Raw genomic sequence first — 14371 nt, 5'->3', positions numbered from 1 at the left:
ACTTACTACTAAAGAACGTTTGGAATTTAATAATCTCTTGTATGTGTTTGTCATCCTGAACTTAATTTAAGATCTCATATATAACAAGCAGACTTTAAGTTAAATAAGATGCTGAAATAAATTCTGCAAGTTGTAAAAAGTCCTTTCTACAAAAAATGGAGAATTATTAAAAAATAATATTGAATATGGCGCACCCTAAAATTAGCAATACCAGAACTTTTACAGACGAGTTTGCCGAACCATTAGGATTATCTGCACAGCAAGTAGATACTATTGACGAATCAACGTATCTGTTTTTAAGAGAGCATACTTTTAGTATAGATCCCAATTATGATGAAAAGAAGGCTATGTTTACATATTTTTTGTCCATTGCGCGGGAACTCGATAAAGACCAAAAAATCATCCTTAAAGAAATCATTAAAGCCCGAAAAGAAAAAAATACTACGTCAAGTTTTGAAGCTATTAGATCCAAACAAATAGTAGATAAATATAAGACCCTGAACCTATCCGAGGATCGCTTCGAAAAATTTAGAAAAAAAATGGATGAAGTTGACATTCTTGTTAGAAAAATCGTGAACGAGTCTATCTTAAATAAAACTTCCAGAAAACCACATCATAAAAGATTTAAAGAAGTTGCTAATACCGTATTAAAAGATTTTCTATCTCCTGAAGAACTATCAAAATTCAACAAAATTGAAGATGATGCATATCAACTCAGTTTCAAAACCAGAATAGAGGTCTTACAACATGGATATTCCTCTACTCTAAATATAGATGAAAAACAGGCTTCACAAATTTTTAACTATGAAGAACAAGAATCCATTTACGACAAAAACGGTCAATACTATAGTGACTTAAAAAAATTGGATCTTTACAGAGATTTTATGAAATCTATTTTGAACAAAGACCAGTTTACCAAGTATATCCCAATATGGGAACAAAATAAAAAAGTCATTGAAGATGGTATCATAGCGAATAACTTACGTAAAGAACAAGAAGTAATCAGATTAAACAATAAAAAAGAGTTCTTACAGCATACATATCTTCCCGTAATCTGCGAATGGAGATCAGAAATAGAAATGCTATTAGACGACAACCTAAAACAAAAGATTACGCTTTTACGAATAGCATATCATAAAAACATTATTTCTAAGTGTCAAAAACATACGGCAGAAAGCATCAGATATTATCAGAATTTATGCCCTAATAACATTTTACAAATACAAACAGAATTTCAAATAAGAGCACTAATTCCGGACACAAATTATATGATGGAAACGATGGACTTATTTTCCGACCTATCACCAGAATTAAGAAAAACAATCTTATTACCTCCTCCAGCTGTTGAACACATTAAAAAAGAGTTCAATCAATTTCAGATCAATAATTATGAAAATACCGGAGGTACATATGGGGGTTGGATACACGTGAATCGAAGGCTTAGAGGCGAAAAATTAGAAAATAGGGCTATTCTCTCGACCTTACTCTTGCAACCCCTAATTTCTGACAATATTTCTCATATGACGAATATGTCATATAGTTTTAATAGATAAGTAAGGACTATTACCATAAATATAATATGATTAAGTTATGTCAAACTCATCGTAAATGCGTTGGTTTTCGTAAAGCCGAACTGATGGTAAAAAGATTCCAAATCTGGTTTGGTATTCAAAAATATCTGCTCAATTTCTGTTAATTGATCCAGTAATTCTTTTACGATACTGTTTCCTAAACCCTGTTTTCGATAAGCAGCATCAATAACTATATCATCCAATAATGCCCGACAAACACCGTCTGATAGTGCTCTTCCAAATCCAATCAATTGCTCCGTATTGGTAGTTCTTATAACCACAAAACAGTTGTGTTTTGCAATAATACGCGGATTGTTTCTAATGATCTGTCTTTTGCCCAACTAGTTTGTTCAAAGAGGTTTTGAAGCTCTTTTGCTTCAGGGAGTACGTCGGTGTTAATGGTATACTTCATATATTTTTCTAAAAAGAATCCCTAGAAAATCTAGAGCACGCCTGCTCTTACATAACTGTGTCCTTTTGATAGGTTTATTGATATCTTTTGTGGTCTTCGATTATTTTTTCGTAAAATGAATAATCTCGACCTGTTTGCCTCCGTGCCTACAAGGCAATCTCTTATCAGAACACTGGAATTGCCTAGTTTTTATTTAAGCCTCGAACGATCTAAAAGACACAACCATAAGTTATGAGGCATCAACTATTAACGATCAACAAAAAAAACGATTAGCTATCCACTCCTACTTCACCACCTCAACCCATTTACCTTGTGTACGTACTAAATAATCATTGTCATACATCGCTTCACATTGAATTCCCGGTAAATAATATTTTCCTAGATATGAGGCATTGAGCAATAAGGTTACTGTTTTACTTTCTCTTGGTTTTAGACCGAAATAAAAATTAACACGATCATCTCTGATATCGGTATATGTAACTTTATTGGCCTTAAAAGATCCGAAATCAGTAAAGCGAGTATTGACTACTTCCCATCCGGATGGAAAAATCTCTGTTAAGGCAATATCTTTTACTTTACTTCCTGTTGTGTTGGTAATTGTTACTTCTGCCACAAAATCAGTTCCTTGCTGTAATTGAGTGATATCAATTATTCTACCTTCTCTACTCTTATAATCGATGATTGCCTTGAAATTACTTTGTATCACTTTTTCCTGACCAACCGGAAGAATTCCGCTAGTTGCTAACTGTATAAAAATGGTGTTATCCTTATTATTTTTAAGTATCAATTTATTGTTTTTAGCAATTGATAATTCTCCCGAAGAAGCCAGTGTTTTAGTGGTGTTCGCTGTATTCGATTCTCCGTTAAGTGTATAAGTTACCTCTACACCTTTTCCTCCAACATATGCTGCATATTTGGCCATAGCCATCAATGCATAAGAAGTTGTTTGAGTACTCATCCATTTGTTTGAAGATAACTCCTTAGCCAGTTCCTCCGCAATCTTTTGTGCCTTCACTTTTTCCTCTAGTAATACTAATGTCTCTAAAGCCATCGCTCGATTACGGTTCGTTGATCCGTAAGTATAGTAGTAGTTCTTTCTGGGTTGAAAATCTATATTGGCACTAGAGAGCAATTTATCTGCTGCGGTCTTTTGACCCACTAAACCATAAGCCGCTGCCAATCTCAATTTGGCGTCATTAGAAAGACTTGAAGTCTCTCTTAATCTATTCATGGATGACAGATCAGGACTTCCTGCCAAAGCCAATGTATATAATCGATAGGCTTGTGCCAGATCACTATCGCCACTTCTCCACCGCTTTGCCTGTTGCTGCTGATAATTGATCCAACCGCTTTTAAAACCAATGGGTAAGACATAACCTTTTTTATTAGCTTCTAATAGGAAATGACCTGCATAACTAGTTCCCCAATCATCCGCACTTCGATATCCCGGCCAATAAGACATCCCGCCATTAGGCTGAATAAACCTCTTCAGCCTATAAATAGCAGCTTCCATATTACGCTGAATTTTTTGTTGTTTTTCTGAGGGTAATGTAAATACATCTCCTAAATATAACTGAGGAAAAGCCGCTGATGTAGTCTGCTCTACGCATCCGTGAGGATACCGAATCAGATATTTCAATCTACCTTCAAAATTCATAGGTGGCAACGAAGACATCTCGATCACAACGCTGTTACTTCCATCAACTCCAAAGGATGCAAAATCAATTTCTTGTAGGCTATTTGGCTCTAAAACTACAGAAGTAATTTCTGTAGTCATTGGATTTGGATTGATCACATCTATAGGAACGCTATAGGAGGCTTTTTCTCCATTTCCACTGGCAACTACCTCGATATCTGTAATAGACGCCCCTTCTATCACTTCTATATCAAAATACACCATTTTTTCATCCGGTTGCGAGAAATTGAGCTTTTGGCTTGTTTCTCCTAACACAGTGAATCCCTTATTGGGTTTTAGTGTTACATTTACGTTTTTCACTTTATTTTCCATAGCAAAAACGGTCACAGGTATGGTTACTTTTTCGCCTGGTGTTATCTTTCTTGGAATCGAGGTTAATACCATCAGCGGTTTTCTAACCGGAGTTGTTTTTTCGGTACTTCCATAAGCGGCTTCTGTAGCATCCGAGGCTACAATCATGGTTCTAACGGAGCCTATATATTTAGGAATTTTAATTTTATGAGATTTGGTTTCTCCTTTTTTTAGTTCAAATGGACCTTTGTAAACCACCATCGGCTTAAAACGATTTGCTTTTTTGGCTTTGCCACCACCAGCTTCAGCATCACCACCAATACTAAATATTTGATTTATACTTCCGCCATAAGCACCAATTACATCATCATACACATCCCATGTTTTTACGCCTAATGCTTCTCTGGCATAAAAGGTATCCCAAGGATTTGGTGTTTTATAACGGGTAAGATCTAGTAAGCCTTCATCAACAATCGCAATAGAATAGGTCATTGCTTTTCCATTGGTTTCACTGACTTTTACATCAATCATTTCCTCTGGCCGCAATACGTCCGGCATCTTTACTACCGGTGTAATTCTTGTGGCCGGATTTTCTACCGAAATCGGAATTACACCGTACATACGTATTGGCAGATCATTAGCGGTAGAGCTATGTGGCTGTAACAAGGTAATATTTATATACACGTTAGGCGTATATATTTCATCAATCGGTAATTCGAATTTAGTTTCTCCTTTTTGCGGTGTTACCCATAAAGAAGACAATACTTCTGTACCATTTTCTACAGTGACCAATGCTCTTCCTCCTTCACTAGACGGAAAAGTAACCGTTGCTGTTTCTCCTACATTATAGGTGTTTTTATCTGTAGAAAACAATAACATTGTTGCGGCAGAAGGATCATTCTTATTGGCTCTACCTGCCCAGCCTGGCCAATCAACATAGATCGCTTTTCCGGTAGCGTGACCACCTTTTGGATCTACAACACGAACCAGATACCTTCCCCATTCCGGATGTTTGATTTCAAAATTGAAGTTTGCCTTACCACTACTGCTGGTAGTCACTTTCGTTTTAAATACTTCGTTACGATAAGATCCTCGATTATAGGATGACAAATTATCTTCTGAAGTGTCCCACCACCATCTCCAGTTTACTTTATACACAGAAACTTCTAAATCTTTTACCGACTTTGGTTTTCCGTCTTTGTCCACAGCAACCACTTCAAAGTTATGTTGTGTGTCTGTAAGTAACATTCCACGTGCTTTATCACCTTTTGGAACGTTTAATCCAATATAAGTTTCATAGGGTGAAAAATCTTTGGATACTACATCTGTACTGAAATCACCACCATTTTCGTATACTTTGGTTATAAACGAAGCTTTTAGCATTCCGGCTGCTTTATTATCCAGTTTTGGTTTCATAGAAAAGTTGACTTTTCCTTCTGAAGAAAGTTTACCACTGAAAACTTCTTGCTCTTCGGTGCCAAATCTTCTCGAAGGATCGTCAAAAATATATCCGGGGAATGTTTTAAAAGTAGTTCTTTTCGGATTGAATCTAACATTGATATCTGTTTGAAGGTTTTTAGCGACTGCTCCGTGCAACCACAAAACTTCCAAATCTCCTGTAATACTTTTATTAGCACCCAATACTTTGTCTGCAAAACTTGTTTTGACTTTTAAACGATTGGGTTTAATGGTTTCAATCTTTAAAGATTTGGTAAAGCTAGCTCCTCCCACGTTTACTTTTGCCTGCCAATTTCCGGTAGGTGCTTCATCAGATGTGGTAGTGATAAACTTATAGAAATTACCTGTTCCTTCGGTTTTGGTTTCTTGGTGTACCACTTTTCCGTAAGGGTCTTTTAATTCGAATTTTACCGGATGTCCTTTTGGTAGTTGATTGGCATTATCATTGAGCATAAATGACAAAAACAGGGTGTCTCCGGGACGCCAAACACCTCTTTCTCCGTATATATATCCTTTAATTCCTTTTTGCAGACGTACTCCAGACACGTCAAATTTACTAACCGACAAAGCATTACCATCATTTAGTTTAACGTAGGTCTGTTGCTTACCAGAGTTGGCTATGGCAAAAAATGCAGGTTTATCTGCATCAAAACCAGACATTCCTTCTGCATCGGTGGTTGCTGTGCCAATTTCTTGTTGCTGATAATTATAAAAAGTAACTTTTGCGTTAGGAACCGGATTTGTAGTCACAATATCATTAACCGTTATTGAATACGAATTGTTCAATCCCTTTTTGATTACTACGCCCAGGTTTGTAGCCAATACATTTGCTGCAATTTTTTTATTTCTGTAAAATGAATTATCGCAAGGGTTATCTCTTTCGTTCCAATCGTAATCGTAATAGTAATCATCGTAGTAATACTGAGAACTATCCCAAAAACTGGATTCTTCGGCTTCATCATAATTATCTACTAATTCCTCTATCGGCGTATCATCAATAGCCGCACCCTCACATTTATAAATAGAATATGCTTTTTTAAAGCTTAGCTCTACTCTGTAAATTGCACCCGGATCCGGTGAGATCAGTTCCTTCAAATCAACGGCAAATGCATTCCATTTGCTTAAATTTAATGAAGCGTTTTCCTTAAGATTGATCAGTTTTTTTGCTATTGGTCTGGCCACACTTCTTAGATTACTAGATCCATCAAGGTTATTATTTTGTAAAAATTGCAGGATATTGTTCTGATACACTTTTACTACCTGAACCTCTACTGCTCTTAAGTTGATTGCCTCAAAATTAAACTTCAGATTATCCGAAGTAGGAAGGATTACACCACTCTGTAACAACTTAATCTCGGGTTTTGGTTGCTGAAATGAGATATTCTCTGAGTACGTATTCTTTAATTTATAATTGTCAACACTTTTAATTCCTTCAAAAACGGTTACTTCCAAGGTCCCTTTAAGCTCTTGTTTTGGATAAACCTTCAGATCCTGACCTTTCACGGTATACTTTAGGTCTTTTGTCCCGGCTATAACTACCAAACCGTCAAAATTTTGATTTTTCTTTAAAGGATCCGAAAAATTAATTTCTACATACTGATCCTCAAAATTAGATACCGAAACGCTGATTACAGAAAAATTATTCTTGCCTGGAACCAACAAAACATCCTCTCCTTCTGTATCTATGTCAAATGACTTTCCGGACCATTTTATTTCTACTTCAGAATCATCTTCAAAACGTTGAATACTATCTATTCTAAAGCTAAACTGGCGACTTTTTTCTAGGGATTCTCCAAAAGTAACCGGAACATTTTTACCTTTTTGAGTAGCCGTAATTAATTGTTTAGCAGTATCAAAACTTAATTGATCACTTGCGGTGATGGTACCATTAACGTATTGCCAGCTTTTATTATAGGATTGAAGATTATCTGTTAAAATGGAGAATTGTTGTTTTAATGTCCTTACACTAAACACAAATTCTTCATCCAGATCACTGGGTAAATCTTTGACCAAATTCTCAAGATCAAGAGTAAAAGTATACTCTGTATCTTCTTCAAAACCGACCTCCGGCTTAAAAGAAATAGTCTGGTTATTCACAACAAATACTTTTCCTTTTACGGCTGGAGATACCGAAAGTATATCTTTAGAAAGTTCTTGGTTATCATCCCATCCTTCTACCGGTGTTTGCAGCACCACATATACATTATCCAATACCGAAATTACACCTGTTGAAACGTCAGAAATATAATCTTGATATTTATTTAGTTCTGAAGCATTTGCTTCTGCCATTGCTTTGGCATCTTTCTTTTTACAGGAAAATATAATGGCTACGCATAAGAATAAATACAGAATTCGTGATGATCGCATATAGAATGATTTTTGTTGACCACATAAATGTAAGACATTTTTACACGTAGTAATCCCCCGAAAATGGTGAATTTAAAGTTTTATCAATAGAAATTTCAGATTCGAACCAAAAATAACACCCCAAATTCTATTTTTTTAACTGATCTGTCTCTTATGAAAATCAATTAAAGCAATTCTACCCTGAAAAAATCGAAATGTGATATTGGCCATATTTCCTTCATTATCCTCTAAAGAAATAGCAGTATCTAGCTCAAAATCATACGGTTGATGTTTACCTCCTTCTATCGCTATGTTATCGGCATATAAACTTAACCCTTTATCCGGTCTCAGTACAGGCTCAATTTTACCTGAAATACCTGGAATACCGCCAGATTTATTAATAATTACTGAACCAGAATTTATGGACTTTTCAATGGTTACTTCGATATCCTCTTTAGGATTGATCTGATGAAAAACAACCGCAGGATATGCAGTATGCGCAATAAGAACTGTATACATTTTTCTGGTTCTGATGACAAAATGAGCCAATCCGTTCTCATCGGTAAATCCCTCTAAATAAGTAGAATTGTTCGCAATTAAAACTACTTTGGCGTGTTTAACCAGTTGCTTCTTTTCATCTACCAGCTTAATTGTAAATACAAAGGGTTTTGGATTAATCATAGTAGAGAGTTTCGACCATCGGTTTCTGAGAAATGTCTGATCCTTCTTCAACTTATTTTCGATCAGAATGGCTAATTCTTCAGGAGTCTTATTTTCCAGATTGATATAACCGATTGTTTTGAGTATTCCTGGAATCTCTGTATTGTCAAATCTAGCAGGTAAAATATACTCCCTACTCTCCTGAAATGCTCGCGCTTGCATCGAAACTCTCTCATGATTTGTCCATAACTTCTTATTATAAAAACTGGATACAAATAGCACTGTGTATCTTGCTTTGTTTTGATATATATCTGATAAATACTCATATAAGTTTTTCCCCCACAAATTAGCTTCTTCAAAAAGATCATAAAACACCTTAACTCCCTTATCTTTCAGGCTATTTGCCACCTTCTCCACATATGCCCTATTCTCTCCTGCAAAAGATAAAGCAACATCATATTCATAACTTCTATTCTTCATCACTGACTATTTTTTTAACCTAAATCCTACCTATTACAAAATTACTTCCTTTATTTGGAATTATTCCATTTTTTATTGGAAATATTCCAACAAAAGTTTTACTTTTAAACCGTAAAAACCAGAAGTTTTGGATCAAAAAAAATTCATCAAAGGAAGAGGCGCCCAAGAAAAAGTACATAATCGTTTCTCTGCCAATCAGAATGAACTAAGAGATGATTTTCTTAATTATCTACAAAAAGAAGGAGAATCTATTGAATATAAGACCTCGTTTATAGAAACTTTTCCTAAAACCATTGTCAACAAAGTCTCAAGTCCTGATGTCGGCATGATGTACTCGTTAAATCCATATCAAGGGTGTGAACACGGCTGCGTATATTGCTACGCGCGAAACTCTCATGAATATTGGGGATATGGTGCAGGATTGGATTTTGAAAGTAAGATTTTGGTTAAGAAAAATGCGCCGGATTTATTAGAGAAAAAGCTGAAAAACAAAAATTGGAAAGCATTTCCCATTGCGCTTTCAGGAAATACTGATTGTTATCAACCGATAGAAAAGAAACTTAGAATTACCCGGAAACTATTAGAAACATTCCTAAGGTATAAACATCCCGTTGGAATTATCACCAAAAATGCTCTTATACAACGAGATGTTGATATTCTTTCTGAATTGGCAAAAGATAATTTGGTATCTGTTTTTTTATCTATTACTTCATTACAAGAAGAAACGAGAAGAATTTTGGAACCAAGAACTGCTAGTGTTAAAAAAAGATTACAAACTCTAGAAAAACTAAACTCATTGGGAATTCCAACAAGTGTGATGATGGCTCCTATCATACCATCTATTAACAGTCACGAAATACTCACGCTATCTAAAGAAGTTTCAAGAAGAGGGGCAAAAAGTTTAGGCTATACCGTTGTTAGGTTAAATGGTGCTATTGGACAAATATTTACCAAATGGTTGGAAAACACACTTCCTGATCGCAAGGATAAAATCCTCCATCAAATTATGGAATGCCACGATGGGAACCTGAACGACAGTCAATTTGGAAGACGAATGAAAGGTTCTGGAAACATTGCAGATCAGATCCACCAAATGTTTGCTATTGCCAAGCAAAAATATTTCAGGAAAGAAGATAAAATTTCTTTAAACTGTGATTTACACAATTCTTATAAAGATGCTCAATTGAAGTTGTTTTGATGCTTTTTTAGTTATTTTTGGACTGTATACCTCTGGTAATAGTCATTCTTTATGAGATTACATCGCTTACTTGTTTTTTTTATAATACTATGTTCCAACTGTCTTCTTGCCCAGATCGATGACCTTATAGTTAGTAAAAATGTAGAAGATATTCGTCGTCAAATTGAAGCGCTTGATGATAGTAAAACAAATGAGATTATTTCCTTAAGTAATATCCTGTATAAAATAGCATATGATAATGAAGATTTTGAGGGCATGATAGATGCTTTGACGTATCTCAGCATTGCAAATCTTAACTCGGGAAATAATAAACTGGCTATTGAGTATTTGCAAAATGCTTCGGATATCGCATTTAAAGAAAACCTTTCTAGCGAAAATGTTTTAATAACCAATCTTATTGGAAACCATTATTTTGATATTGAAGAGTATGACAAATCAAGTGCTGCATATTCTAAAGCACTTTCGATGGCAGAGGCTATTAATAAGCCTACATATGTATCAGTAATCAAAACAAATCTTGCCTTTATAAAACTACGAACAGGTGATTATAGAAATGCATTACGAGAACTTAAGACCAGTGAAGAAGAATTACTAGCAAATCCATATCGCAGTAGCCAAAAGAGAATCAACACAGGTGTGATGTTATTTAACGCAAGAATATCTGAAGCCTATATTAAACTTAATCTATTAGATTCTGCCCTTTACGCTAATGATAAAGGTTTGTCGTATACAAAGAAAGTAAAAGTCGATAATGTACACATAGACCTGCTTCTACATCGAGGCATTATTTACAAGAACAAAGGAGATTATAAAAATGCTCTTAGTTTTTTGAATCAAGCAAAAAGTCTATGTTATGAAGCAAATGACATTATCTTTCTTGGGAAAATTTTAAATCTTATTGGAGAATGCAAATTAGATGTAAAAAAATACACAGAGGCTGTCACAGTGCTCTCCGAATCCCTTGAAATTCTTACTAAAAAATATAGTAATTCTGATGAGATAAGCAAATGTTACAAGCTACTCGGCCAAGCCTACAAAAAGATCGGAAATTTGGAAAAATCCAATTTATATTACGAAAAACATATCCTAAGCCTTAGCAAGCTGAATATTAAAAAGTCATTCGCCACCAGAAAGGTTCAGGATATCACCATGAGTGATTATAAAAATGAAATCAGTACCCTCGAAAATCAAAAGCAGCTACAAAAAAGCAGACTTACTTATTCGCAAATTGGTTTATTAATTGTGGGAATCGTTTTAATACTGGCTTTGTTTATCTTTCAGAAAGAGAAAAAGAAAAATAAAAGCAAATTTGAGGCTTTACTTACCAGAATACAAGAAAAAGAAAATACTAACCTATCCGATAATGAAACCAACGATGAAACTTCTCAAAAGATAATCGACACCAAGGATGTTTCTTTAGAATCTGGCCCTACTGACCTGGACATTAGTGATGAATTATATGAACAGATCCTCATTGGCTTAACAAAAATAGAATCTCAGGAATATTATTTAAAAACCGAATGCAATCTTTATAACGTGGCTAAAAAAATTCATACCAATACTTCTTATTTATCGAAGGTAATTAATGCTCACTTTGGAAAAAACTTTAATACTTATATTAATGATCTGAGAATAAATTATGCTATTCTTAGGTTAAAAAACGATTCGAAGTTTCGTTCATATTCAATTAAGTCCATTGCCAAAGAGGTAGGTTATAAAAGTGCAGATTCTTTTACTAAATACTTTAAAATGCATACGGGATTGCTTCCGTCATTCTATATCAAACAGTTAAAATCAACAAGTCAATCTTAAATTATTGATAGCAAACCTATTCAAACTCGTCCTAAATTAATAAATATAGGCTTGTTCAGTTTTCATATGACAAACGTAAGTTTTCCGATTTAAGTAATTGATTATTAGATTTTTAAAATACAAAAAGCAACCCGTTTTTCTTTAAAATAGGTTTACTTCTCTTGTAAGTATTGTTTTTTTAAAGGTTCTTTGATACAGTAATCAGTACAACATTTATTGTGCTAAACAGATGCATAATGAAGAAACAGTTTGTTTTATTTTCTATGGGCATTATAGCTGGGATTTTGACCTATGCCTTTGTTGCGGGTAATAAGACAGAGGATAAATCAAGTGCCATTTTAAAGGTCTTGCAATCCAATTGTGATTGTGATCAGATAAAACAGTTTATATATGTAAAAGGTTTAGCAGTTTCTGATCAAGGAGTTTCTACAGAAACAGCAGAATATGAATTAAAAAATTGTAAGTATTCTGATTTAAATACTGAAGCCAATAGAATTAATCAACTATTAATTAAAAAAGTAGATGGGTATGAAAAAATTGATCGGTTTACTTTAGAATTTGTAAATCGAAATTCATCCAAACTTGTAATTATCAATAACGGAACCATAAATCACTAATCATGATCGCACTCACAAAATTATTAATCGACTTTATCCTGAGTATTTTCTTATCGTAGTGGAATTTGTAATCAGCATTTTCGCATAATCAAAAAACGAATAGTTATCAATCAAAAAACGGGCGTTGGAATACAAAGACAGGTAGGCATCTCATCAATGTCTACCTTCCCACTCTTTATAAAATTGTTTTAAAAAACTTTCCATAAAACTGTGTCTGTCTTCTGCCATTCTTTTACCAGTTTTAGTATTCATTCGGTCTTTTAGCAAAAGTAATTTTTCGTAGAAATGGTTAATGGTAGGTGCCGTGGAGTTTTTATATTCCTCTTTTGTCATATATAAGTTAGGGACTATTTCAGGATCGTATAAAGCCCTGTTCTTAAAACCTCCATAATTAAAGCATCTGGCGATTCCTATTGCGCCAATAGCATCCAGGCGATCAGCGTCTTGAATCACGTCTAGCTCTGGGGAAGTAAACTTCTGTTCAACATTTCCTCCTTTAAAGGAGATATTTTGGATAATCAAGACAACGTGATTAACAATATCTTCACTTACGCCTATATTTTTTAGAAATTCTCTCGCCATCTCAGGTCCCACCGTTTCATCGCCATTATGAAACTTAGAATCTGCAATATCGTGCAACAATGCTCCCAGAGAAACGACCAATGGATCTACCTTTTCATCTTTGGCAATGGTTTGTGATGTTTTAAGCACACGATGGATATGAAACCAATCGTGCCCGCCTTCTGCTCCTTTTAATGTGCTTTTTACAAATTTTATAGTCTTACATATGATCTGATCATCTGTCATACTACTGTGTAATCTATTTAACTAAGGCCGGTTGCACCCATTTAAATTGAAAAACTTCTTCAGGAACCACCAATCGTTCGCTGATACGCTGCATTCTTGCAGGTAATTTCATCACAAAATCACGTGCTTTTTCAGCTTCATCACTAAGGTCTGTCAGCTTATCTATTTCCCATTTATCAATAAGACGTTGCATAATGTCAATATAGTCTTGTGCTGTATAGACTCCTAATCGTTGTGCTGCATTAGAAAACTCCTCAAATGCTGAGCCTATTGCATTTCCGGATTCTCTTAAGAAAACTGCGGGCATCACAATTTTATGTTTCATCATATCACTAAAAGCAACCATCATCTGGCTGGGATCTACTTCAAAAATGTTTTTCACGAAATCACTATAAGCGTTGTAATGACGCATTTCGTCACCTGCAATAATTTTACACATTTTTGCCAGTGATTTGTTAGAATATCCTCTAGCTAGTTTGGCCACCCTGCTGTGAGAAATATTAGTTGCCAATTCCTGAAAACTTGTATAAATAAAGTTTTTATAAGGATCACGATCTGTTCCAATATCAAATCCATCATTAATTAGGTGCTGCGTAGTGCGCTCTACCTCTATCATATTTACTCTTCCTGATAGATATAAATATTTATTTAAAACATCCCCGTGTCGATTTTCTTCGCTGGTCCAATAACGCACCCATCGAGACCAACCGTTTCCTCCTTCTCCTTCGTGTTGATTAATTCCTTCTACATCCATTAACCACGATTCATAGGTAGGAAGCGCTTCTTCTGTGATCGTGTCTCCCACTAAAACCACCCAAAAATCATACGGAAGTTCCTTGGCTAACTCTCTTAGCTCTTTTACCTCATCAAAGAATGTATCTTCATTCTGCGAATCCGGCAAAAAGTCAGTGGGCTGCCATACCTTGTCTATTGGAATCAAAAATTTATCTATAAACGATTCTATCTTTTTTTCCAATAACTGCATTACTTCTAATCTTATATTATCTATAGCCATGACTATTT

General features: G+C 34.8%; 10 protein-coding genes. 4 read left to right on the top strand and 6 right to left on the bottom strand.

Annotation, left to right across the window (positions count from 1 at the left end; genetic code table 11):
- Nucleotides 1-185 precede the first annotated feature (185 nt).
- Nucleotides 186-1553 (top strand): hypothetical protein, encoded by a 1368-nt coding sequence (locus ACE94K_RS05065; RefSeq protein ID WP_378180844.1) that lies wholly within the window; start codon nt 186-188, stop codon nt 1551-1553.
- A gap of 35 nt (nt 1554-1588) precedes the next feature.
- Here the strand turns inward: ACE94K_RS05065 and ACE94K_RS05060 are convergent, their stop codons facing one another.
- The 4 genes from ACE94K_RS05060 to ACE94K_RS05045 all read right to left on the bottom strand — a co-directional run bounded on the left by ACE94K_RS05060 (nt 1589) and on the right by ACE94K_RS05045 (nt 8914).
- A complete protein-coding gene (locus ACE94K_RS05060) occupies nt 1589-1852 on the bottom strand; it encodes a GNAT family N-acetyltransferase (protein WP_378180841.1) in 264 nt (87 codons plus the stop codon).
- A complete protein-coding gene (locus ACE94K_RS05055; protein WP_378180838.1) occupies nt 1843-1983 on the bottom strand; it encodes a hypothetical protein in 141 nt (46 codons plus the stop codon). The genes ACE94K_RS05060 and ACE94K_RS05055 overlap by 10 nt, the downstream gene beginning before the upstream one ends.
- Nucleotides 1984-2266: 283 nt before the next feature.
- Nucleotides 2267-7795: an alpha-2-macroglobulin gene (locus ACE94K_RS05050; RefSeq protein ID WP_378180835.1), complete on the bottom strand. Its 5529-nt coding sequence runs from the start codon at nt 7793-7795 to the stop codon at nt 2267-2269.
- A gap of 135 nt (nt 7796-7930) precedes the next feature.
- Nucleotides 7931-8914, bottom strand: coding sequence for a TIR domain-containing protein (locus ACE94K_RS05045; RefSeq protein ID WP_378180832.1), 984 nt, complete (start codon nt 8912-8914; stop codon nt 7931-7933).
- A 127-nt stretch (nt 8915-9041) separates the two neighbouring features.
- On the opposite strand from ACE94K_RS05045, the gene ACE94K_RS05040 reads away from it, so the two are divergent.
- The 3 genes from ACE94K_RS05040 to ACE94K_RS05030 all read left to right on the top strand — a co-directional run bounded on the left by ACE94K_RS05040 (nt 9042) and on the right by ACE94K_RS05030 (nt 12541).
- The gene (locus ACE94K_RS05040; RefSeq protein WP_378180829.1) at nt 9042-10112 is read left to right on the top strand and encodes a PA0069 family radical SAM protein; all 1071 of its coding nucleotides are present in this window, start codon (nt 9042-9044) and stop codon (nt 10110-10112) included.
- 51 nt (nt 10113-10163) lie between these two features.
- Entirely contained in the window at nt 10164-11924 is a 1761-nt protein-coding gene (locus ACE94K_RS05035; protein ID WP_378180826.1) for a tetratricopeptide repeat protein, read from the top strand.
- A gap of 236 nt (nt 11925-12160) precedes the next feature.
- A complete protein-coding gene (locus ACE94K_RS05030) occupies nt 12161-12541 on the top strand; it encodes a hypothetical protein (protein WP_378180823.1) in 381 nt (126 codons plus the stop codon).
- 153 nt (nt 12542-12694) lie between these two features.
- Here the strand turns inward: ACE94K_RS05030 and ACE94K_RS05025 are convergent, their stop codons facing one another.
- Entirely contained in the window at nt 12695-13348 is a 654-nt protein-coding gene (locus ACE94K_RS05025) for an HD domain-containing protein (protein WP_378180820.1), read from the bottom strand.
- 13 nt (nt 13349-13361) lie between these two features.
- Entirely contained in the window at nt 13362-14363 is a 1002-nt protein-coding gene (locus ACE94K_RS05020) for an acyl-ACP desaturase (protein ID WP_378180817.1), read from the bottom strand.
- Nucleotides 14364-14371 lie beyond the last annotated feature (8 nt).

The organism is Aquimarina besae, from assembly GCF_042434905.1.
Lineage (GTDB): Bacteria > Bacteroidota > Bacteroidia > Flavobacteriales > Flavobacteriaceae > Aquimarina.
This window is presented reverse-complemented; position numbering and strand designations above follow the sequence as displayed.

Coding starts and splice junctions, on each gene's coding strand:
- ACE94K_RS05065 (WP_378180844.1), top strand. CDS start 186: ATGGCGCACCCTAAAATTAGCAATACCAGAACTTTTACAGACGAGTTT.
- ACE94K_RS05055 (WP_378180838.1), bottom strand. CDS start 1,983: ATGAAGTATACCATTAACACCGACGTACTCCCTGAAGCAAAAGAGCTT.
- ACE94K_RS05050 (WP_378180835.1), bottom strand. CDS start 7,795: ATGCGATCATCACGAATTCTGTATTTATTCTTATGCGTAGCCATTATA.
- ACE94K_RS05045 (WP_378180832.1), bottom strand. CDS start 8,914: ATGAAGAATAGAAGTTATGAATATGATGTTGCTTTATCTTTTGCAGGA.
- ACE94K_RS05035 (WP_378180826.1), top strand. CDS start 10,164: ATGAGATTACATCGCTTACTTGTTTTTTTTATAATACTATGTTCCAAC.
- ACE94K_RS05030 (WP_378180823.1), top strand. CDS start 12,161: ATGAAGAAACAGTTTGTTTTATTTTCTATGGGCATTATAGCTGGGATT.
- ACE94K_RS05025 (WP_378180820.1), bottom strand. CDS start 13,348: ATGACAGATGATCAGATCATATGTAAGACTATAAAATTTGTAAAAAGC.
- ACE94K_RS05020 (WP_378180817.1), bottom strand. CDS start 14,363: ATGGCTATAGATAATATAAGATTAGAAGTAATGCAGTTATTGGAAAAA.